The sequence below is a fragment of the Azonexus hydrophilus genome (genome assembly GCF_038368255.1).
Classification (GTDB): domain Bacteria; phylum Pseudomonadota; class Gammaproteobacteria; order Burkholderiales; family Rhodocyclaceae; genus Azonexus; species Azonexus hydrophilus.
This window is the reverse complement of record NZ_CP151406.1, coordinates 2,700,758-2,722,510: the sequence shown is the minus strand read 5'-3', so window position 1 is coordinate 2,722,510 and position 21,753 is coordinate 2,700,758. Positions and strand designations below refer to the sequence as shown.

The window sequence follows — 21,753 nt, the reverse complement described above, 5'->3', positions numbered from 1 at the left end:
TCACCATCTCCCCGAGGCGCCGCCGCCACCAAAACCGCCACCGCCGCCGGAAAAACCGCCGCCACCGCCACGACTGCCACCGCCGCCTCCGCTATGCCAGCCGCCCTTGCCGGCGCGCATGAAGGAGGCAAAGAAGGTGATCAGCGCGGCGATCACGGCGGCGCCCAGCGAACCGAAACTGAACCAGGCCAGCGCACCGGCCAGCAGTGAAATGCCGAGCGCGCCGACCAGGCCGAACAGGGCGCGGGCCACACTGGCGACGAAGATGGCGATGAACAGCAGGCTGTCGGTGTCGAAGCCGGCGCTTTCCGGTTTTTTTTCCTTCGGCGGCGGCAGGTTTTCGCCGTCGATGACGCGGACCAGCGTGTCGACGGCTGCGCTGAGGCCGCCGGCAAAGTCGCCGTCACGGAAACGCGGCGCCATCTGTTCGTCGACGATGCGCTTGGCAATCGCGTCGGGAATCGCACCTTCCAGCCCGTAGCCGACTTCGATACGCATGCGCCGGTCGTCTTTGGCGACGATGACGATGACGCCGTCGTCCACGCCTTGACGCCCGATTTTCCAGCTTTCCGCCAGGCGGATGCCGAACTGCTCGATGCTTTCCGGTGCGGTGGTCGGCAGCAGCAGGACGGCGATCTGCGCGCCTTTTTCCTGTTCCAGCCGGGTCAGCCGCTCGACCAGGCCGGCCCGGTCGCCGGCCGACAGCGTGCCGGTCAGGTCGACGACGCGGTCGCTCAGGGCCGGTAAGGCCAGCGGGCCGCTGCTCCAGCCGGTGACCGGCAGGAGCGCGAACAGGCAGAGCAGCAGCCAGCGCAACATCGCTTACTTGTTGTTGAAATTAACGGCGGGAGCGTCCGCAATGGCCTGTTCGTTTTCAACACTGAAGTTGGCCTTGGGCTTCCAGCCCATGACCATCGCCGTCAGGTTGTTCGGGAAGGTGCGTACCGAGACGTTGTAGACGCGCACCGTCTCGATATAGCGGTTGCGGGCGACGGTGACGCGGTTTTCGGTGCCTTCGAGCTGGGCCTGGAGGTCGCGGAAGTTGGTGTCGGCCTTGAGTTGCGGATAGTTCTCGGCGACCACCAGCAGACGGGCCAGGGCGCTGCTCATTTCCGATTGCGCGGCCTGGAACCTGGCGAAGGCGGCTTCGTCATTGACCAGCTCGGGCGTGGCGTTGATGCCGCCAACCTTGGCGCGAGCCTCGGTGACCCGGGTCAGCACTTCCTTTTCGTGGGCGGCGTAGCCCTGGACCGTGGCCACCAGATTGGGCACCAGGTCGGCGCGTCGCTTGTACTGGTTGAGCACTTCCGACCAGGCGGCGTTGACGCCCTCGTCGTTGATCTGGATCTGGTTGTAGCCGCAGCCCGAGAGCAGGGTGACGAGTAGGGCGATCAGGGTAAGCAGGCGCAGGCGCATGGCAGAGGTTCTCCGGAGTGTTTTATGGGCTTAGTGTAGTAGTTGTCGGGCGGGCGTACGTAAAATTTGGTTTTTACTGGTCGAGCACCGCACTGGCCCAGCCCAGCGCCTTGCGGTAACTCTCGATCAGGGTGGCCGGTGACAGTTGCAGGGCGCCGGCAAGCACCACGGCCTGATCGAGACGGCAGCGTTCGAGCATGATGGCCAGTTGCAGGAAGCGCGCGTGGTGGCCCTCGTTGTGCAGCAAGGCGGCCTTGACCGCTGCCGGCAGATGGATATGGGCGAGGACTTCGGCCATCGGGCGATCGAGCAGGCTGTCGGCAATTGACAGCAGGCCGACCAGAAAGGCTTCGTCGGCAGTCTGCTTGCCGTGGCCGGTGGCCAGGCCCTCGAGCAAGGCCGCCCGGCAGAGCGCCAGGACCAGCAGCGTGCGGTCGCGTCCGTCGTTGCCTTCGATGTTGAACAGGGCCAGCGACAGCCAGCGGTAAAGCGCATCACGGCCGAGCAGGGTGATGGCTTCCTCGAGACTGGCAACCTTGCGCGGCAAGCCGTAAAGCGGCGAATTGGCCATGTCCAGCAACTTGACCACGACGGCCGGGTCGCGCAGTGCGGTGGCGGCCAGCGCGCCGAGTTCGGCGTCGCTGCGTATCTGGTTGAGCATGTCGAGAACGACCAGGCGGCTCTCGCTGATTTTTCCAGGGGGCGCTTCCTGATCGCGGGTGCCGGCGAAACCGCCGATGCTCAGCTTGAACCCGATACGCTGACACAGCCGGTGTTCGGCCCAGGATTCGACGCCGTCGGCGACCAGTAGCAGGCCGGGGCGCTGACGCAGCGACTGCAGGTGTTTTTCCTGCGTGGCCAGTTCGGTCTTGCGAAAGGCAAACAGCACCAGGTCGAGCGGCCAGTCGGCACTGTCTGTGCCAGCGGCATCGTCGTGAATGGCTGTCCTGGCACCGGCGGCCCGGATTTCCGCCAGGCGCTGTTGCGGTGCCGGGTCGGATTCGAGGTCACTGAGCAGGATGAAGGTCTGGGGGGCGATGATTTCCGAGAAGTCCGCCGTCTGCCATTGTTCGACCGTCAGGGAAATCAACAGCGGACGCTGGCCGCCAGCGTGATGTACGTTTTCAGCGAGCAAGGCAGCGCGGATTGCGGTGCCGGAGATCACATTGCGCTTGTCCAGGGCACGTGCCTGCAGACGGTAGCCGGCAATCTGCGATTGACCATCGAGCATTTCCTGCCAGACGAAGAGAATGCGTTCGGCGACAGGCGTCGCTGCACCAGGGGCGGCAGGTTGGGCAGGCGGTTTCTCCACCGGTGCTGGCGGCGTTTCGGGGCGCAGCAGGCCGAACAGTTTCCTGAGGAATTGCAAGTTTTCAATCCGTTGGTGATGAAAAGAGCATCATAGGCTGGCGTCAGCTTTTAGGGAATCTCCCGCGCCGGATCGAGTCGCCGCCAGTGACCGTCGACGCGTCCCTCGATCGGCTGGAAATTGATCTTGTAGGACATTTTCCGGCTGTCGGCGATCCAGTAGCCGAGGTACAGCCAGGGCAGGCCGAGTGCGTGACATTGCTGGATCTGCCACAGGATGTTGAAAACGCCGTAACTGGCGCCCGGCACATCCGGGTCGAAGAAGGTATAGACCGACGACAGGCCGTCGTCGAGGACGTCGATCAGGCTGACCATGCGTACCTGGTCGTTTTCGGAAAATTCGATCAGCCGGGTGTCGACGCTGCTTTGCAGCAGGAATTGCGCATATTGCTCGTGGCTGTCTTCGTCCATGCCACCACCGGGGTGGCGGCTGGCCTGGTAGCGGACGTAGAGGTCGAAATGCTCGGCCACCGAAATCAGCGGCATTTCGCGGATCTGCAGGTCGGCATGGCGTTTCCAGGCGCGGCGCTGGCTGCGCGTGGGCGTGAACTCGGCGACCGGTAGTCGGACCGGGACGCAGGCCTGGCACTGGTCGCAGTGCGGGCGGTAGGTGAAGATGCCGCTGCGCCGGAAACCGGCGCGGACCAGGGTGCTGTAGATGCCGCTGTCGATCAGGTGGGCCGGCGTGGCGACCTGCGAGCGGGCCTCGTGATTCGCCAGATAACTGCACGGGTAGGGCGAGGTCGCGTAAAACTGCAGCAGCGAGAAGGGCAGGTCGGCGTCGTTGGCTTGGGACATGGCGTTTACCAGTCGGTGGTGGCGGCGAGTTGCCAGGCGCTGCGTTCGCCCTGGCCGATCAGCGTGTGCATGCGCTGCACGAATTCGCTGCGGGGAATTTCCGCCGCCCCGAGCGAGGCCAGGTGGTCGGTGTACATCTGGCAGTCGATCATGCCGAACCCCCGCTCGCGTAACAGTCGGATCAGGTAGGCGAAGGCGAACTTCGAGGCATTGTCGCGCCGGGAGAACATCGACTCGCCGTAGAACATCCGGCCGATGGCCATTCCGTACAAGCCACCGACGAGTTCGCCTTCTTCCCAGGCTTCGACCGAATGTGCCCAGCCGAGTTCATGCAGCCGGATGTAGGCTTCCATCATCTCGTCACTGATCCAGGTGCCGTCCTGTCCGCGTCGCCGGGTTGCCGCGCAGGCCGCAATGACCGCAGGGAAATCCCGGTCGGCACTGATCGTCAGCGTAGCGCTGCGCAACAGTCGGCGCAGGCTGCGCGACAGGCGGAAGTTTTCGGGAAACAGGACCATGCGCGGGTCCGGGCTATACCACAGGGCCTGCCCCTCGACCGTGCCCCAGGGGAAAATGCCGCGCCGGTAGGCGTCGAGCAGGCGATCCGGCAGCAACCGCCCGCCGACGGCGAGCAGGCCGTTCATTTCCTGGCGCGCCTCGGTGACCGGCGGAAACGGGTCGAGCGGGCCGAGAAAGGGAATCATCTGCCGGCGGTCAGCGGTGCCAGGTTACCGGCTGCTCGGCGAGGGCCTTTTGTTCGACGCGGATTTCGCAATCCGGATCATCCTCGCAGGCATCGTGTTTCTTGAAGGCGATCACGTGATCGGCGTCGAGGCGGATGCCGATCTTCTCGCCCAATGCGTGGTTGTGGTGCGAGGGGACCAGCGACAGTACTTCGCTGCCGCTGCTCAGACGCAGGGTGTACAGGATGTCGGCGCCACGGAAGGCCTTGTGCAGGACTTCGGCCTGCACCGGGCTGGCGTCGTCGTGGACGATGTCGTCCGGCCGCAGCAGGATGTCCACACGGCAGCCGTCTTCGCAATGCGAGCAGCTTTCGTTGCACTCGACCGGCGTGTCGGAAATCAGCGTGCCCAGTTCCATGCACACCGAATTGCCTTCGCCGACCGTGCCGGTGAGCAACACGCCCTGACCGATGAAGTCGGCGACGAAGCGGTTGGCTGGACGGTGGTAAAGGTTGTACGGCGAGTCCCATTGCTGGATGCGGCCGTTGTGCATGATGCCGATCTCGTCGGCCATGGCGAAGGCTTCGTGCTGGTCGTGGGTGACCATGATCGCGGTCGAGCCTTCGCGCTTGAGGATTTCGCGGACCTCGACCGAGAGCCGCTCGCGCAGGCCGACGTCGAGGTTGGAGAAGGGTTCGTCGAGCAGGATCAGCTCGGGGCGCGGGGCCAGTGCCCGGGCCAGGGCCACCCGCTGCTGCTGGCCGCCGGAAAGTTCGTGCGGATACTTGTTGCCCTGGCCGCCGAGGCCGACCGTGGCGAGCAACTGGCGCACGCGCAGCGAAGCGGCTTCGCTTTGCCGGTCGGGCAGGCCGAAGGCGACGTTTTCCTCGACGGTGAGATGCGGGAACAGTGCGTAATCCTGGAAGACCATGCCGATCCGGCGCTTCTCGGGGGCGACCCGGGCGTCCGGGCGGCTGACCGTCTGGCCGTGCAGGCGGATTTCACCGCCGGCAATGTCCTCGAAACCGGCAATGCAGCGCAGCAGGGTTGTCTTGCCGCAGCCGGACGGGCCGAGCAGGCAGGCAATCTGTCCGGGCGCCAGGCGAAAATCGACCCCGTCGACGACGGTATGCTTGCCGTAGCGTTGAATTACGCCAATCAATTCGAGCTGTGTCATGGTGCTCGATTATAATTCGCATTCATGCACCTGCACACGCGCTCATTTCCCTTCCTGCTGATCGTCGGTATCGCGGTGGCCCTGCTGGCCGCCCTGCCGGTCGCCAGTGTCGGTCTGAACCTGTTCGTCGGCGGTACCAGCGACACCTGGAGTCACCTGTCGCAGACCGTATTGCCTGAATACATCGCCAATTCGCTGCTGCTGTGCCTGGGCGTCGGCATCGGCGTCGGCCTCATCGGCGTGTCGACGGCCTGGCTGACGGCAATGCACGAGTTTCCCGGCCGCCGTTTCTTCGAATGGGCGCTGGTCCTGCCGCTGGCCGTGCCGGCCTATGTGATGGCCTACGTGTACACCGATTTCCTGCAGTTCGTCGGGCCGGTGCAAAGCACGCTGCGCGAGCTGTTCGGCTGGCAATACGGCGACTACTGGTTCCCGGACATCCGCACCTTGCCCGGTGCCATGCTGATGTTCATTTTCGTGCTTTATCCCTACGTCTATCTGCTGGCCCGCACGGCTTTCCTCGAACGCGCCAGCGGCATGCTGGAAGCGGCACGGACGCTGGGCATGGGTTCGCGGAGCGCCTTCTTCAAGGTGTCGCTGCCGTTGGCGCGACCGGCCATCGTCGCCGGCATCGCGTTGGCGCTGATGGAAACGCTGGCCGATTACGGCACCGTTGCCTATTTTGCGGTCAATACCTTCACCACCGGCATCTACCGCGCCTGGTTCTCGCTCGGCGACCGGGTCGCCGCTGCCCAGTTGGCGGCCATGCTGCTCGGTTTCGTGCTTTTCCTGCTGATGGCCGAGCGGATTTCCCGGGGGCGGGCGCGCTACCACAACACCACCGGGCGCAACCGGCCAATGGCTGGCGCGACATTGCGCGGCCTGCCGGCGCTGGCGGCGGTGCTGGCCTGCGCTTTACCCCTGTTGATTGGATTCGTCCTGCCGGCGCTGCTGTTGCTGAAAATGGCCTTGACCGACGGCGATGCGCAGTTCGGCGAGCGCTTCCTTATGCTGTCGCGCAACAGCTTCCTGCTGGCCGGCACGACGGCGCTGATCGCCGTCTTGATCGCCCTGTTGCTCGCCTATGGCGCACGCCTTTCGAAGTCGAGCGTGGCGGCGGGCCTGAACCGTCTCGTTGGCCTCGGCTACGCGGTGCCAGGTGCGGTTATTGCCGTCGGCGTGCTGATTCCCGTGACCCGCCTCGACCACTGGCTGGCCGGACAGTGGGAGTTGTGGTTCGGCAACAACCCCGGCCTGCTGCTGACTGGCGGCATCGCCGCGCTGATTTACGCATATCTGGTGCGTTTCCTGGCGGTGGCCTTGCACTCCGTCGAATCCAGCCTGGCCAAGATCACGCCGAGCATGGACGACGCCGCACGCAGCCTGGGCCTGGGCCAGGCGGCCACCCTGGGGCGCGTGCATGCGCCCTTGCTGCGCGGGAGCCTGCTGACCGCCGGCCTGCTGGTTTTTGTCGATGTGATGAAGGAATTGCCGGCGACGCTGGTCATGCGCCCCTTCAATTTCGATACCCTGGCCACCCAGGCTTATACGCTGGCGTCCGACGAGCGGCTGGCCGAAGCATCGACCGCTTCGCTGGCCATCGTGGTCGTCGGCTTGCTGCCGCTGATCCTGCTGTCGCGGCAGATTACGGCGTCGCGCCGGGGCTAGGTCGCCTCTTTCTTGCCGACGCCTTCGACCTTTTCCCAGGCGCCGCTGGCGCGCTCGAAATCAAGAGTCAGGACACTGGTATCCACGCCGTAGACGCCGCGTAAGTCGACTTCCTCGATATTTTGTTCGGCGGGAGAGAAGTCGATCACGTTGTCGTGAAATGCCTTGGCACTATTTTTTTCGCTGGCTGGAGTCGAAGCAGCGTCAGGTACGTCGTGCCGCTCGAATTCCAGCATGGGAACGTCAAGTGATTCGGTGTTGCCGGCCGTCAGTTCCTTGGCGCGCTCATATACCGCCATCGGGATTTCCAGGCCGAAAGGAATCTGGGCGTCGTGGGACAGCAGCAGGGCGACGATCTCGGTATTGTTGGCGCGCATGGCGGCCCGGAGCGGGGCGCCCGGCCCGTCGGCCGTCGGGGCGTTGACGTCGGCGCCGTGCTTGAGCAGTTCGCGGATGATCGGAACATTGCCGGAAAAGCAGGCGGTTCGCAGCGGTAATCCGGCATAGCCGTGGATGTCTTTTTCTTCGACATCTCCGCCATCCTCTAGGGCGGCGATAACCCGGGGCAGACTGTTTGCCCGGATTGCTTCAATGAGTGGGCTGGCGCCAAAGCTGTTGGATCCCATGGTTTCCTTCCCTGCAAGTGGGGGAGATTTTAGGGGAAGCCAACCGCTTTGGCGAGGTCTTGCGACAATGGCGCTTATTTGAAGCCGGCGCGATCGAAGATCATCTGGGCCTTGACCTGGTACATGGCCAGGCTGTTGACCGGAAGATTGTCGGCCTTGAAGGCACCCAGCTTGGTCAATGCCGGATTGGCAACCTTGACCGAAGCGACGACCGGCCATTCGTTGTTGCCGTCGGCAAAGTAGCGCTGCGCGGAATCCGACGCCAGGTATTCCAGGAACTTGATTGCCGCTTCCTTGTTCGGTGCATGCTTGAGCATGCCGCCGCCGGAAACGTTGATGTGGGTGCCGGTGGTGGCCTGGTTCGGCCAGACGACGCCAATGTTGTCGATGACCTTCTGGTCTTCGGGCTTGGTCGAGCGCATCAGGCGTGCCACGTAGTAGCTGTTGGAGATGGCAACGCCGCATTCGCCGGCAGCAACCGCCTTGATCTGGTCGGTGTCGCCGCCCTTCGGGGTGCGCGCAAAATTGGCCACCATGCCGCGGGCCAGTTGCTCGGCCTTGGCTTCGCCTTCATGGGCAATGACCGAAGCCAGCAGCGAGAGATTGTAGGGGTGCGAGCCCGAGCGCGAGCAGACCATGCCCTTCAGCTTCGGGTTGGCCAGATCGGCGTAGTTTTGAACGTCAGCAGCCTGGACGCGGGCCTTGTTGTACACAATGACGCGGGCACGGGTCGAGAACGAAGCCCATTCGTCGGTGCGCAGGTGGGCCGGAATACGGCTCTCCAGCACTTTGGACTTGAGCGGGGCGAACAATCCCAGTTCGCGGGCCTTGGCCAGGCGCGACGCGTCAACCGTCAGCAACACGTCAGCCGGGCTGTTGGCGCCTTCGTTGCGGATACGCTCGAGGAGTTCCTCTTCCTTGCCTTCGATGCGATTGATCTTGATGCCGGTCTGCTTGGTGAAGTCGGCATAGAGGGCTTCGTCGGTCTGGTAGTGGCGTGCCGAATACAGATTGAGCACCTTTTCCTGAGCGATGGCTGGCTGGAACGCGGCAACAAGGGTCAGCGCGGCGAGCGTGGCTTTCGTTTTCATGTACAGCTCCTGAGATTAAACGATATGAGAATGGTTCGTTTTCATTGTATTGGTTTTTTTGGTTAATGAGAACTGTTATTGTGTTTTGGCGAAAAAAAACGACCCGAAGGTCGTTTGTCTAGGCCTGCTTACTGGGCTTCGATGATCCGGCGAGCGCCGTTGAAGCGGGTCATCCAGTAGCTGTTGTTCATGTTCTCGACACGGACTTCGGCACCGGCGCGTGGTGCGTGCAGGAAGTGGTTGTCGCCAAGATAGATGCCAACGTGCGAGAAGGCACGGCGCATGGTGTTGAAGAACACCAGATCGCCCGGTTTCAACTGGCTCAAATCCACCTGTTCGCCAACCTGACTTTGTTCGCGGGCCGTGCGCGGCAGGTAGGCGCCGATGCTTTCCTTGAACACGGTTTGCACGAAACTGCTGCAGTCCAGTCCGGCCTCAATGCTGTTGCCGCCCATCTTGTAACGCACGCCAACCAGCTTCAGGCCTTCAAGGATGACATCCTGCGTAGCGTTGGTGTAACGTTCGAACAAGGACATCGGCGCCTCCTGCTGGCGCGTCGTTTCGCTGGCGTAAACAGCCGTCTGAACGTTCAAGGCCAGACAGGCGGCGAGCAGGAGAGGGGCTAAGCCGGATTTCATGGGCGCTTAATCTATTTGAAATTTTCCGCCCTGTAAAGTCTCGAACGCGATCAGCCTCGGCTGGTGACGGTGGAACTATGTTCATAATCCGTAATTATGAATACAATTTGAACCCTGAGAAGTGAGGAGCACAACACAATGGATTCCTTCAAGGCATTGCTGATTGAGGAACACGAAGGCAAAGTCGGGCATCGTTTCGTCGACATGACGCGCGCTGACCTCGACGCAGGCGAAGTCGTCATCCGGGTCGCCTACTCGAGCATCAATTTCAAGGATGCGCTGGCAGCGACCGGTGCCGGCAAGATCATCCGGCGTTTTCCCTGTGTTGGCGGTATCGATCTGTCCGGTACCGTGCTTGAAAGTGCCGATCCGCGTTTCCAGCCGGGCGATCCGGTGATTGCCACCAGCTTCGATATCGGTGTGGCCCATCACGGCGGTTACGCCGAACTGGCACGCGTGCCGGCCGACTGGGTGGTCCCGCTGCCGGCCGGTCTGAGCCTGTACGATGCGATGGCCCTGGGAACCGCCGGTTTTACTGCGGCACTCGGCATCGTGCGCATGGAAGAAAATGGCCTGACCCCGGACAAGGGACCGGTGATCGTCACCGGCGCCACCGGTGGCGTCGGCAGTCTGGCTGTGGATATGCTTGCCCAGCGCGGTTACCGCGTCGTGGCGCTGACCGGCAAGGAGAGCGAAGCCGATTACCTGCGCGGTCTGGGGGCGGCAGAAGTCATGTTGCGCCAGGATCTCGACCTGAGCCGGATCCGTCCGCTCGACCGGGCCCGCTGGGCCGGTGCCGTCGACAACTTGGGCGGCGATGTGCTGGCCTGGATCGCCAGCACGATGGAGCAGGGCGGCACCATTGCCAGCATCGGCCTGGCCGCCAGCATGTCGCTGAATACCACGGTCGCGCCGTTCATCCTGCGCGGCGTCTCATTGCTCGGCATTGACTCCGGTTACATCCGCGAACCTTACCGCAGCGGCGTCTGGCAGCGACTGGCCAGCGATTTGCGGCCGCCGCATCTGGCCCGCATGTCCCGCTCGATTCCCTTTGCCGATCTGCCGGCGACCTTCGATGAATATATCAGTGGTCGGGCCAAGGGCCGGGTCGTGGTTGAAGTGGCCGGTGGCTGAGATGGCCGAGTTGCCCCGCGTCTTGATCGTTGACGACTCCAAGGTCGTCCGGGCCTCGCTGGCCCAGCACATCAAGACGCAGTACGAGGTACGCGAAGAGGCCGACGGGGATGCCGCCTGGCAGACGCTGGTGCTCGATCAGTCGATCCGGGCCGTGGTGTCGGACCTGCAGATGCCGAAAATGAACGGCTACGAGTTGCTGGAACGCCTGCGCACCTCACGTCTGCGTCGCCTGCAGCAAATGCCGTTCATCCTGGTTTCCGGTGAGGAGACCGAGGAGGAGCGCGGCAAGGCGCGCGGCCTGGGGGCTTCGGATTTCATCACCAAGGGTAGCGGCGCGATCGAGGTCCTGACCCGGCTTGGCAACCTGCTGGCCTTGCAGCAGGCGCAGGAAAATCTCGATTCCGGTCGCGAGCAGATGGTGCAGAACCCGGCGACCGGGCTGTTCACCCGCAAGTATCTGGAACTGCAGGCGGCGCAGGCGCTGTCGCATTCGGCGCGGCATGGCATTGACGTCAGCCTGATGGTGCTCGGTTTTGACGGTTACGAGGTGCTCACGCACAAGCTCGGGCCGGCGCTGGCTGAGGAAGTCGGCAACCGTTTCGCCAAGATGCTGGGCAGCAAGATGCGCCAGGAAGACAGCCTTGGCCATATTGCCGACGGGCGTTTTGCGGTGGTGTCGCCGGGGACGGCGGCGAACTACTGTGTCAGTTTCGCCGAGCGCGTCCGTCAGGCGGTCGAGGCGTCGCGGCTCTCTGTGCAGGGGCAGTCGCTGGGGTTGACGGTGAGCATCGGTCTGGCCAGCGTGCCGACCGATCTGGTCAGTTCAGCCGGCGCGCTGCTCGAACTGGCCGAACAGCGCATGCTGCAGGCGATGCAGGCCGGCGGCAATCGTACCGAGGCCGGTGGCAGCTTGCCGGCAACGCGGCCGATTTCGCTGCAGCACGCACTCGAACTGTTGCGTGCCAATCGTCCGGGGCCGGTCATGGCGCATCTGGACGCCCTGCTTGGGCAACTGACGCCCTTGCTGGCGCTGATGGAAAAGGAAATGGGCCTGGATCTGCCAATCGAGCAGATCGAGTGTTATTTGAGCGAACGGGCAAAGGCCAAAAAATAATCCGTTCTTTTGTTTTGATGTGCAGGAAACCACTAGCTAGAGGGAGTTATATGGCGACTTACAAGGAGTTTCACCAGTATTCGATCGAGCAACCGGATGCGTTCTGGACCGAGCAGGCCCAGCTCATCGACTGGAAGGAACCGTTCACCCAGGTCTGCGATTTCTCGCGTCCGCCGTTTGCCAAATGGTTCGTTGGTGGCAAGACCAATCTATGCCACAACGCCATTGACCGCCATGCGGCCAAGCGTCCGAACGACAATGCGCTGATCTTCGTGTCGACCGAAACCGACGAGGAGAAGATTTATTCCTTCGCCGAGTTGCAGACCGAAGTCGAGCGCATGGCAGCGATCTACAAGGGTCTCGGTGTCAAGAAGGGTGACCGCGTCCTGATCTACATGCCGATGATTCCGCAGGCAGCCTTCGCAATGTTCGCGGCAGCCCGCATCGGCGCCATCCACTCGGTGGTGTTCGGCGGTTTTGCTTCCGGCTCGTTGGCCACCCGCATCGACGATGCCAAGCCGGCGCTGATCGTTTCCAGCGATGCCGGCATGCGCGGCGGCAAGGCCGTGCCGTACAAGCACCTGCTCGACGAAGCCATCGAGATTGCCGAACACAAGCCGGCCCATGTGCTGATGGTCGATCGCGGCCTGGACAAGGGATTCAACAAGGTTGCCGGGCGTGACGTCGATTACGCCACGCTGCGCGAGCAGAATCTGAATGCCCGCGTCGAGTGTGAATGGCTGGAATCGTCCGAGCCGTCCTACATCCTCTACACCTCCGGTACCACCGGCAAGCCAAAGGGCGTGCAGCGTGATACCGGCGGTTACGCCGTGGCCCTGGCTTCGTCGATGAAGCACATCTATTGCGGCAACGAGGGTGAAACCTATTTCTCGACCTCGGACATCGGCTGGGTCGTCGGTCACTCCTACATCATCTACGGTCCGCTGATCGCCGGCATGGCCACGATCATGTACGAAGGTACGCCGCTGCGCCCCGATCCGGGCATCTGGTGGCAGATCGTCGAGAAGTACAAGGTCTCGGTGATGTTCTCGGCGCCGACCGCCGCCCGCGTGCTGAAGAAGCAGGATCCGGCCTACATGCACAAATACGACCTGTCGTCGCTCAAGCATGTGTTCATGGCCGGCGAGCCGCTCGACCAGCCGACGCACGAGTGGTTCCAGAACGAACTGGGCCGTCCGGTCATCGATAACTACTGGCAGACCGAAACCGGCTGGCCGATGCTGGCCGCGCTGCACGGTGTCGAAAAGACGCCGATCAAGTTCGGTTCGCCGAGCTTCCCGGTCTACGGCTACAACCTCAAGATCTTCCGCGAGGACGGTTCCGAGTGCGGCGCCAACGAGAAGGGTATCGCCGCGGTCATCCCGCCGCTGCCGCCGGGCTGCCTGTCCACCGTCTGGGGGCAGGACGATCGCTTCGTCAGCACCTACTTCACGCTGTTCAAGGAGCCGCTGGTTTACTCCTCCTACGACTGGGCGATCAAGGACGAAGACGGTTACTTCACCATCCTCGGCCGTACCGACGACGTGATCAACGTTGCCGGTCACCGTCTGGGCACCCGTGAAATCGAGGAAGCCGTGCAGAATCACCCGGCTATCGCCGAAGTGGCCGTGGTCGGCATCGAGGACAAGCTCAAGGGCCAGGTGCCGATGGCGTTTGCCGTGGTCAAGGATGCCAGCAAGGTGGCAACGCCTGAGATGGTCAAGGCGCTGGAAAAGGAAGTGTTCGCCACGGTGGACGGCATCCTGGGCGCCATCGGTCGTCCGGCCCGCGTGCATTTCGTTACCGGCCTGCCGAAGACGCGTTCCGGCAAGATGCTGCGTCGTTCGCTGCAGGCACTGGCCGAAGGCCGCGATCCGGGCGATCTGACGACGATCGAAGACCCGTCCACGCTGGAAAACATCAAGAAGCTGCTGGCTGGCTGATCGTTTTCCTGTCCGCAAAACCCCGCCGCTTGGAATCGGCGGGGTTTTTTTATGTGACGCCTTGTAACAATAAGGCGATGACTGGGGTGCTAAAATCATCGGCTGCCTGATCTTAGTGATGATGACGAGCAATGATTTATGAAACAGTAGCTGCGGTCGACCTGGGTTCCAACAGTTTCCGTCTCCAGGTTGGACGTGTCGTCGATGACCAGATCTACCCGCTCGATGCACTCAAGGAACCGGTCCGACTGGCTTCCGGCCTGACTGCCGAGAAAATGCTCGATGTTGAATCCCAGGAGCGGGCCCTGTCCGCCCTGCGCCTTTTCGGTGAGCGTCTGCGCGGCCTCGACCGTGCCGCAGTGCGCGCTGTTGCTACCAATACCTTGCGGGTGGCCAAGAACGTTTCCTCCTTTCTGCCCCGGGCAGAAGAGGCTCTGGGTTTTCCCATCGAAGTCATCGCCGGCCGCGAAGAAGCTCGTCTGATTTACCTCGGCGCCTCGCATTCCCTGCCGACGGCAGGACACAAGCGGCTGGTCGTCGACATCGGCGGCGGTTCCACGGAATTCATCATTGGCAAGCGGCATGATCCGCAGTTGATGGAATCCCTGTACATGGGCTGCGTCAGTTTCACCATGCGCTACTTCCCCGGTGGCAAGGTCGACAAGCGTCGCCTGCGCGAGGCGCAGGTCGCCGCAGCCAAGGAAATCGAATTGATCGCCCACGATTACCAGCGCTTTGGCTGGAAGGAAGCCGTTGGTTCGTCGGGGTCGGCGCGCGCCATTGCCGACATCCTCGAGATGAACGACATGAATCCGGGCGGCGAGAGCGGCATCACCCGGGCCGGGCTGGAGCGTCTGTGTTCGCTGATGGTCAAGGCGGGTTCGGCCGATGCGCTTGAACTGCGCGGCGTCAAGGGTGACCGTCTGCCGGTTCTGCCCGGCGGTATCGCCATCATGGCGGCGGTATTCGAGGAGCTGGACATCGAACGCATGACCTATGCCGACGGCGCCTTGCGCCTTGGCGTGCTGTACGACCTGCTCGGGCGTTTCCACCATCACGACATGCGCGATTCCACGGTCAAGAGTTTCCGCAAGCGCTACCAGGTCGAACGCGATCAGGTCGACCGTGTCGAGGCGACAGCGCTTTCCGCGCTGACCCAGTTGTCAGGCGGGACGCCCGATGAAAATGACCTGCAGTACCTGTCGTGGGCCTGCCGCCTGCACGAGATCGGCATTTCCGTTGCCCACAACGCCTACCACAAGCATGGCGCCTACATCCTGACCTACGCGGACATGCCAGGTTTCTCGAAGAAGGAGCAGGCGCGCCTGGCGATGCTGGTGCTCGGTCACCGGGGCAAGCTGGAAAAACTGGGGTCGGTGCCGGCCGAGGACAGCATCTGGCGCCTGGTCTTCTGCCTGCGGCTGGCGGTTTCGCTGCACCGCACACGCGATGACCGCGCGCTGCCGGCCTGGCGCGTGTCCACCACCGAGCGCGGTTATCTGCTGGAACTGCCCGATGCCTGGTTGGCCGGAAATCCCTGGACGGCCGCCGCCCTGGGCGAGGAAACGGTGGTCTGGAAGCAGATCGGACGCGAGTTCCTGGTCCGCTCCCGCAAATAAGTGGTCCTCAGCGGGCGACGATGCGCTCGGCGATCCGTTGCTTGAGATCGTCGAGGCGGTCGTCGAAATGGCTGTAGTGCATCAGCGACAGCCCGAACACGCAGGCATAGAGCAGCAGGCTGCGGCTCTTGGCGTCGGCGTCGCTCATGCCGGAAGCGACGAACAGCCGGCGCGTGCATTCCAGGCGGTAAAGATCGACCGACTCGACCACGGCGGCAGCGCGTGCGTCGTGACGGGCCCAGTCACGCACCGCCAGTTCGATCGACATGCCCTTGCGGTTGCGGCTGGCGCCATAAACCTCGATGGCGTAATGGAGTTGCTCCAGCTCCTTGCCGGGGAGTACGCTGGTGGTTTTCTCGATGTCGCGGATGCGGCCTTCGCGCCAGCGCTCCAGCACGGCGTCGAGTAGCGCCTGACGATCCTTGAAATGCCAGTAGAAACTGCCCTTGGTCACCCCGCAACGCTTGGCCAGAACTTCGACGCGCAGACCGGCGATACCCTCGCGGGCAAGCAGGTCGATGGCGACGTCCACCCAGCGCGTCGGATCGAGCTGGGTGCGGCTGCCGGCAGGCTTGGCGCCAGTTGCGGTACGCCGGTTTCGGGTGGGGGACTTGACAGGTTTATTTTCCATACGCTACCGTATGCTTTTCCATACGACACAGTATGGTGATTGTGCGGTTTGCCAGGTCGTCTGTCAAACAGCGACAATTCTGATAACACTACTGACCGATAAAGGAGATGCCAGTGAAAATTCTCGTTCCCGTCAAACGGGTGGTGGACTACAACGTCAAGGTCCGGGTCAAGGCGGATGGCAGCGGTGTCGATCTGGCCAACGTCAAGATGAGCATGAACCCGTTCGACGAAATCGCCGTTGAAGAAGCGGTTCGTCTCAAGGAAGCCGGTATTGCCACCGAGGTCATCGCCATTTCCTGCGGCCCGGCGGCCTGCCAGGAAACCCTGCGTACTGCGATGGCCATCGGCGCCGATCGCGGCATCCTCGTCGAAACCGATGTCGAGTTGCAGCCGCTGGCGGTCGCCAAGCTGCTCAAGGCGCTGTGCGACAAGGAGCAGCCGCAACTGGTGGTGTGCGGCAAGCAGGCCATTGACGACGACGCCAACCAGACCGGCCAGATGCTGGCTGCGCTGGCCGGCTGGCCGCAGGCTACCTTTGCCTCGAAGGTCGTTGTTGCCGACGGCAAGGCCACGGTCACCCGTGAAATCGACGGCGGTCTGGAAACCCTGCAGTTTGCCCTGCCGGCGGTTGTGACCACCGATCTGCGCCTGAACGAGCCGCGCTACGCGACGCTGCCGAACATCATGAAGGCCAAGAAGAAGCCGCTCGACACGGTCAAGCCGGAAGACCTGGGCGTCGACGTGGCGCCGCGCCTGAAGACCCTCAAGGTGGCAGAGCCGGCCAAGCGCTCGGCGGGTATCAAGGTGGCCGATGTGGCCGAACTGGTGAACAAACTCAAGAACGAAGCGAAGGTGATCTGACATGAGCATTCTCGTCATTGCGGAACATGACCAGCAAACCCTGAAGGCAGCGACGCTCAATACCGTTGCCGCGGCCGCCCGTATTGGTGGCGATATCCATGTCCTGGTCGCCGGTGCCGGCTGTGCGGCTGCCGCTGCCCAGGCCGCCACCCTGCAGGGGGTGAGCAAGGTGCTGGTGGCGGATGCCGCCCACTACGAAGCGCAGACTGCGGAAAACCTGGCCGCGCTGGTGCTGGCCAATGCTGCCGGTCGTACCCATATCCTGGCGCCGGCCACGACCTTCGGGAAGAATCTGCTGCCGCGCGTCGCAGCGCTGCTCGACGTCGCCCAGATTTCCGAAATCACCGCTGTGGAATCGGCCGATACCTTCGTTCGTCCGATCTATGCCGGCAACGCCATGGCCACCGTGCAGAGTACCGATCCGGTCAAGGTCATCACCGTGCGGACGACGGCTTTCGACGCCATCGCTGCCGGCAACAATGCGCCGGTCGAAGCGATTGCTGCTGCGACCGATACCGCCACGACCCAGTTGCAGGGCCGCGAGCTGACCAAGTCCGAGCGTCCCGAACTGGGGGCCGCCAAGATCATCGTTTCCGGTGGTCGTGGTCTGGGTAGCGGCGAGAACTACCACAAGCTGCTCGAGCCGCTGGCCGACAAGCTCGGTGCTGCGCTTGGCGCCAGCCGTGCTGCCGTCGACGCGGGTTTCGTCCCGAACGACTACCAGGTCGGTCAGACCGGCAAGGTGGTTGCGCCGCAACTCTACCTGGCCATCGGTATTTCCGGCGCCATCCAGCATCTGGCCGGGATGAAGGACTCCAAGGTGATCGTGGCGATCAACAAGGATCCGGACGCACCGATCTTTCAGGTGGCTGATTATGGTCTGGTCGCCGATCTTTTCGAGACGGTGCCGCAACTGGAGCAGTCGCTGGGCTAAAATGCCCGGGTGAATCTGACCGACGATCTGCTGGGCGAAATGTGGTACTGGGCGGCTTGGGCCGTCTGGCTGCCGCTTTTCGCCCGTAGCGTTTGGCGGGCACCGTGGAAGCGCTTCCGGGAATCGGAGCATTCCAACCTCTGGCTGGGTATGGTTGTCCTGCTGATCCTGGTCTGGAGCCTCAAGGCCGGCGTCAAACCTGGCCTCTCATTGCACCTGCTCGGTGCCAATGTCTTTACCCTGGCTTTCGGGCCGCATCTTGCCTTTATCGGCCTGTCGCTGGTGACGCTGGGCATCACCCTGAATGGCGCTGCCGGCGGTTTTGCCTTTGCGGCAAACGCGCTCTTGCTGGCCGGCGTGTCTGTGTTCATCGCCCATCAGCTATTCAGGCTGGTTGCCCGCTTGCTGCCCCCGCATTTTTTCATCTACGTATTCGTCAATGCCTTCCTTTGCGGCGGATTGGTGATCATGGCTGTCGGCTTGGCGTCGACCCTGTTGCTTGGCGTGGCGGATGTTTATGCGTGGAACTACCTGTTTGGGGAATATTTGCCTTATTATTTGCTGTTGGCATTTTCCGAGGCGTGGTTATCCGGTATGGTGTTGACACTATTTGTCGTATATCGTCCGAATTGGGTGGATTCTTTCGAAGATTCTCGTTATCTTTCCGATAAATAAGCGCTACAATTAAGATATTGGATCGTCATTGAGGGGTGTGTCGTTGAATCGACAGGGTTTTCGTATAACGCTGGGCGCACTGGCATTCGCCGTATCAGGTGCGGCGGCCGCTATTGGCCTTGGCGATTTGCGTGGACAGCTCGTTCTTGGTGACCATCCCGAACTTTCCGTCAGTGTTCTTGGCGCTGACGGTCTTGTCCTCGACGCAGCCTGTTTCAGGCTGATCAAGCCGCGCGGTGGCGACCAGTTGCCCTGGTTGCGGGATGCCGATCTGCGAATCCAGCAAGGAAAGCCGCCAGTTTTGTCGATCGCCGGCCGGCAAAGAGTCCGCGAGCCAATTGTTCAGGTCGCCCTGCATATTGCCTGCGGACATGAGATTTATCGGGAATATACCTTGCTCGCTTCGCCGCGCGTCGAGCCGCCGACTGGTGGTGTCGTCGATATGCCGGCCCGGGTCAGCGAGCCGCTTGAGCGGCCGGTAGCCAAAGCGCCGCCGAGGGCGCCACGAACCCAGGCTGCGCCGAAAGTGCGGCAGCCTCAACCGGCTCCACCGAAGGATACTGCCCCGCTTTTACCCGTTCTTGGGGATGGTGGTGATCGGCTGATGCTTTCAGCCGGTGGTGGTGATGGAGAAAGTGCGCTGCGGCTCGATGCGGTTCTTGGTGAGCATATGCTGGCCGGAGAAATTGCCGAAGCACAGCGGGAAATCCTCCGCCTGGAATATCGCATGCTGGCGGCGCTGCACGAGCAGGCCAGCAGCCAGCTGGCGGCGGCGGAAAAGCTGCGCAGCATGGAAGCGGCGCTGGATGAATTGCAGAGCAAGACACTGGCGCTGACCGAAAAAGCGGGCGGGCAGGCGGCAGCAACGCCGGCAGTGCCCAAAACCCCGGCGCAGCCTGTTGCTCCGGCCTCGGTTCAGGATGAAGACCTGTTTTCCAGCTGGGGATTCTATGGCTTGCTGCTGGGTCTTTTGCTCGGGCTGGCTGGCTGGCTTTTCTGGCGCCGGCGTCAGCAGCATGGGGCCGAAGATGATGATCTGAATTCCGTGCTGGCCGGTTCGCCCGAGCCGGTCATGGATGCGCCGCGCGACGAGGAATTGAAGGAAAAGGCCGTCCTTGACCTGCATCTTGATGGCGATGTCTCCGGTACCAAGGCACAGCTTGATGTCGAACTTGAGGGCGGTGCTGCTGCACCGGCTGAAGCGCCGGCACCCCTGCCGGCCCGTCCAGGTGATTCCATCCTGTCGATCAATGCAACGACGCTTGATGAGCATTTTGAAGCCAATCCGGTCATGGAGCTGGCCGATATCATGCTCTCCTTCGGTCGCGTCAAGGGGGCCGCACAGGCCTTGCAGGAATATGTCGACAACAATCCTTCGGAGGCGCTGCAGCCCTGGCTTCGCCTGATGGATGTTTATCGCATGGCCGGCATGCGTGAAGAATTCGATGTTCTGGCCCGTAATCTCAACCAGCAATTCAATGTCGAGATTCAGCCCTGGGAACTGCCTTCGGCGGCGGTCGACCTGGTGCTCGATGGCGATGCCTCGCCCGATGGGGTGCCGGCCCTGCCGAAGCCACAAGGGGTCGAGGAAATGCCGCGCATCATGTCTACCATCCTGCGCATGTGGGAAGCGGAAGATGTGGTCGGTTACATGTACCAGTTGCTTCGCGATAATCGCGGTGGTCAGCGTCTGGGCTTCCCGTTGCCGGTGGTCGAGGAAATCCTGTTCCTGATCGAGCTGAAGGAAACATCCAACCGGATGGAAAAGGAAAAGGCTGCTTAAGCCTGCTTTGGTCGTACATTCCCGATTCTAGAAATGCTTCATCAAGCCCGCGATCTGTGATATAGTTGCGGGCTTTTCCACCTTGCCCCACCGCTAACGCATGACGGGGGGTTTATCCCAAAAGGAGTTTGCATGCGCCATTATGAAATCTGCTTCATCGTCCATCCGGACCAGAGCGAACAAGTGCCCGGCATGGTCGAGCGCTACCGTTCCATCGTGACCGCCAAGGGTGGTTCGGTGCATCGTCTGGAAGACTGGGGTCGCCGCCAACTGGCTTACCCGATCCAGAAGATCCACAAGGCACACTACGTGCTGATGAATATCGAATGTGACGGCGAGACCCTGGGCGAGCTCGAGCATTCCTTCAAGTTCAATGATGCAGTCCTGCGTCATCTGACCGTCAAGATGAAGTCCGCCGTGACGACGCCTTCCCCGATGATGAAGGAAGAAAAGTCGAAGTCGCTGCTGGCTGGCGAAACCGAAGCTGCAGCCGAAGTCGCTGCTGCCTGATCCGGGTTTCACGGGGAAGCGCGTACTGAACACCATCACCCTGTCCGGCAGCCTGGTCGAGCGCAAAGCCTTGCGCTACACACCGGCAGGCATACCGGTCAGTGAGGGCAGGCTGCAACACCACTCGACGCTGATCGAAAACGGCAGCGAAAGACAGGTGGAAGTTGAAATGGCAGTCCTGGCGCTCGGTGATGCAGCACGCTGGCTAGAGGCAGCACCGCTCGGCGGCATGATGCGAATCGAAGGATTCATCGCCGCCCGGGGACGCAACAGCAGAACACCCGTGATTCACGCGAACACTATCGAATATTTGGAAGGAAACGAAAATGGCACGATTCTTCAAGAAGAAGATTGATGACAAGAAAAAGCGTCGCGGCAACAGCCTGTTCAAGCGTCGCAAGTTCTGCCGCTTCACGGCAGAAAAGGTCGAACAGATCGACTACAAGGACGTCGACGTCCTCAAGGAATACATCCAGGAAAACGCCAAGATCATGCCGGCTCGCCTGACCGGCACCAAGGCCGGCTATCAGCGCCAGCTGGGCACCGCGATCAAGCGCGCCCGCTTCCTGGCCCTGCTGCCTTACACCGACAACCATCAATAATTTCCGGGGAGACGAAACATGCAAATCATTCTGCTCGAGAAGGTTGTCAACCTGGGTAACCTGGGTGATGTGGTTAAGGTCAAGGACGGTTACGCCCGTAACTTCCTGATCCCGCAACGTATGGCCAAGCGTGCCACGCCGGCTGCCATGGCCGAGTTCGAAGCACGCCGTGCCGAACTGGAAAAGGCTGCTGCCGAGAAGCTGGCCGCTGCCCAGGGCGTTGCCGAAAAGATGAACGGCGTTGCCGTTTCCGTCGCCCGCAAGGCTGGCATGGACGGTCGTCTGTTCGGTTCCGTCGGCAATGCCGATATCGCCGAAGCACTGGCCGGCGCCGGTTTCACTGTCGACAAGTCGGCCATCCGCCTGCCGGACGGCCCGCTCAAGGCACTCGGCGAATTCCCGGTTGATGTTGCCCTGCACACCGATGTGGTCGCCAATATCAGCGTTGCGGTAGTTGCCGAGTAAGACGGTTTAACT

The 21,753-nt window shown here is 62.2% G+C and carries 23 protein-coding genes; 13 read left to right on the top strand and 10 right to left on the bottom strand.

Annotation, left to right across the window (positions count from 1 at the left end):
* From AADV58_RS13120 to AADV58_RS13095, 6 genes are all read right to left on the bottom strand, one after another.
* A complete protein-coding gene (locus tag AADV58_RS13120) occupies window positions 1–819 on the bottom strand; it encodes a YgcG family protein (RefSeq protein WP_341743407.1) in 819 nt (272 codons plus the stop codon).
* 3 nt (window positions 820–822) lie between these two features.
* Window positions 823–1,416, bottom strand: a complete 594-nt coding sequence (locus tag AADV58_RS13115; RefSeq protein WP_341743406.1) for a LemA family protein — start codon at window positions 1,414–1,416, stop codon at window positions 823–825.
* Window positions 1,417–1,489: 73 nt separating this feature from the next.
* Window positions 1,490–2,785, bottom strand: coding sequence for an EAL and HDOD domain-containing protein (locus AADV58_RS13110; RefSeq protein WP_341743405.1), 1,296 nt, complete (start codon window positions 2,783–2,785; stop codon window positions 1,490–1,492).
* A gap of 50 nt (window positions 2,786–2,835) precedes the next feature.
* A complete protein-coding gene (locus AADV58_RS13105) occupies window positions 2,836–3,582 on the bottom strand; it encodes an arginyltransferase (protein WP_341743404.1) in 747 nt (248 codons plus the stop codon).
* A 5-nt stretch (window positions 3,583–3,587) separates the two neighbouring features.
* The gene (gene aat, locus AADV58_RS13100) at window positions 3,588–4,286 is read right to left on the bottom strand and encodes a leucyl/phenylalanyl-tRNA--protein transferase (RefSeq protein WP_341743403.1); all 699 of its coding nucleotides are present in this window, start codon (window positions 4,284–4,286) and stop codon (window positions 3,588–3,590) included.
* 10 nt (window positions 4,287–4,296) lie between these two features.
* A complete protein-coding gene (locus AADV58_RS13095; protein ID WP_341743402.1) occupies window positions 4,297–5,442 on the bottom strand; it encodes an ABC transporter ATP-binding protein in 1,146 nt (381 codons plus the stop codon).
* Between the two features lie 24 nt (window positions 5,443–5,466).
* Here AADV58_RS13095 and AADV58_RS13090 point away from each other — a divergent pair, with 24 nt between their 5' ends.
* Complete coding sequence (locus AADV58_RS13090; protein ID WP_341743401.1) at window positions 5,467–7,110, top strand: iron ABC transporter permease; 1,644 nt, start codon at window positions 5,467–5,469, stop codon at window positions 7,108–7,110.
* Here AADV58_RS13090 and AADV58_RS13085 read toward each other — a convergent pair.
* The 3 genes from AADV58_RS13085 to AADV58_RS13075 form a co-directional block, all read right to left on the bottom strand.
* Window positions 7,107–7,736 (bottom strand): ankyrin repeat domain-containing protein, encoded by a 630-nt coding sequence (locus AADV58_RS13085; RefSeq protein ID WP_341743400.1) that lies wholly within the window; start codon window positions 7,734–7,736, stop codon window positions 7,107–7,109. The two genes, AADV58_RS13090 and AADV58_RS13085, sit on opposite strands and share 4 nt — an antisense overlap.
* A 74-nt stretch (window positions 7,737–7,810) precedes the next feature.
* Entirely contained in the window at window positions 7,811–8,827 is a 1,017-nt protein-coding gene (locus tag AADV58_RS13080) for a Fe(3+) ABC transporter substrate-binding protein (RefSeq protein WP_028995339.1), read from the bottom strand.
* A 128-nt stretch (window positions 8,828–8,955) separates the two neighbouring features.
* Entirely contained in the window at window positions 8,956–9,465 is a 510-nt protein-coding gene (locus tag AADV58_RS13075; RefSeq protein WP_341743399.1) for a C40 family peptidase, read from the bottom strand.
* 138 nt (window positions 9,466–9,603) lie between these two features.
* Here AADV58_RS13075 and AADV58_RS13070 point away from each other — a divergent pair, with 138 nt between their 5' ends.
* The 4 genes from AADV58_RS13070 (at window position 9,604) to ppx (ending at window position 15,278) form a co-directional block, all read left to right on the top strand.
* Complete coding sequence (locus AADV58_RS13070) at window positions 9,604–10,599, top strand: oxidoreductase (RefSeq protein ID WP_028995337.1); 996 nt, start codon at window positions 9,604–9,606, stop codon at window positions 10,597–10,599.
* 1 nt (window position 10,600) lies between these two features.
* Window positions 10,601–11,716 carry a GGDEF domain-containing response regulator gene (locus AADV58_RS13065; RefSeq protein ID WP_341743398.1) on the top strand — a complete coding sequence of 372 codons (1,116 nt, stop codon included), beginning with the start codon at window positions 10,601–10,603 and terminating at the stop codon, window positions 11,714–11,716.
* A 50-nt stretch (window positions 11,717–11,766) separates the two neighbouring features.
* Window positions 11,767–13,659, top strand: a complete 1,893-nt coding sequence (locus AADV58_RS13060) for a propionate--CoA ligase (protein ID WP_341743397.1) — start codon at window positions 11,767–11,769, stop codon at window positions 13,657–13,659.
* Between the two features lie 131 nt (window positions 13,660–13,790).
* Entirely contained in the window at window positions 13,791–15,278 is a 1,488-nt protein-coding gene (gene ppx, locus AADV58_RS13055) for an exopolyphosphatase (protein WP_341743396.1), read from the top strand.
* Between the two features lie 7 nt (window positions 15,279–15,285).
* Here ppx and AADV58_RS13050 read toward each other — a convergent pair whose 3' ends face one another.
* Complete coding sequence (locus tag AADV58_RS13050) at window positions 15,286–15,909, bottom strand: TetR/AcrR family transcriptional regulator (RefSeq protein WP_341743395.1); 624 nt, start codon at window positions 15,907–15,909, stop codon at window positions 15,286–15,288.
* A 113-nt stretch (window positions 15,910–16,022) separates the two neighbouring features.
* On the opposite strand from AADV58_RS13050, the gene AADV58_RS13045 reads away from it, so the two are divergent.
* The 8 genes from AADV58_RS13045 (at window position 16,023) to rplI (ending at window position 21,741) form a co-directional block, all read left to right on the top strand.
* A complete protein-coding gene (locus tag AADV58_RS13045) occupies window positions 16,023–16,772 on the top strand; it encodes an electron transfer flavoprotein subunit beta/FixA family protein (RefSeq protein ID WP_341743394.1) in 750 nt (249 codons plus the stop codon).
* A gap of 1 nt (window position 16,773) precedes the next feature.
* Complete coding sequence (locus tag AADV58_RS13040; RefSeq protein WP_341743393.1) at window positions 16,774–17,706, top strand: electron transfer flavoprotein subunit alpha/FixB family protein; 933 nt, start codon at window positions 16,774–16,776, stop codon at window positions 17,704–17,706.
* A gap of 9 nt (window positions 17,707–17,715) precedes the next feature.
* Window positions 17,716–18,381 (top strand): energy-coupling factor ABC transporter permease, encoded by a 666-nt coding sequence (locus AADV58_RS13035; protein WP_081700223.1) that lies wholly within the window; start codon window positions 17,716–17,718, stop codon window positions 18,379–18,381.
* A gap of 43 nt (window positions 18,382–18,424) precedes the next feature.
* Complete coding sequence (locus tag AADV58_RS13030; protein ID WP_341743392.1) at window positions 18,425–20,164, top strand: hypothetical protein; 1,740 nt, start codon at window positions 18,425–18,427, stop codon at window positions 20,162–20,164.
* Window positions 20,165–20,296: 132 nt separating this feature from the next.
* A complete protein-coding gene (gene rpsF, locus AADV58_RS13025) occupies window positions 20,297–20,674 on the top strand; it encodes a 30S ribosomal protein S6 (protein ID WP_028995327.1) in 378 nt (125 codons plus the stop codon).
* On the top strand, window positions 20,634–21,029 hold the full coding sequence (priB, locus tag AADV58_RS13020; RefSeq protein ID WP_342664006.1) for a primosomal replication protein N: 396 nt from the start codon (window positions 20,634–20,636) through the stop codon (window positions 21,027–21,029). Before rpsF ends, priB begins: the two co-directional genes overlap by 41 nt.
* The gene (gene rpsR / locus AADV58_RS13015; RefSeq protein ID WP_028995326.1) at window positions 21,001–21,276 is read left to right on the top strand and encodes a 30S ribosomal protein S18; all 276 of its coding nucleotides are present in this window, start codon (window positions 21,001–21,003) and stop codon (window positions 21,274–21,276) included. The genes priB and rpsR overlap by 29 nt, the downstream gene beginning before the upstream one ends.
* An 18-nt stretch (window positions 21,277–21,294) precedes the next feature.
* A complete protein-coding gene (rplI, locus tag AADV58_RS13010; protein WP_028995325.1) occupies window positions 21,295–21,741 on the top strand; it encodes a 50S ribosomal protein L9 in 447 nt (148 codons plus the stop codon).
* Window positions 21,742–21,753 lie beyond the last annotated feature (12 nt).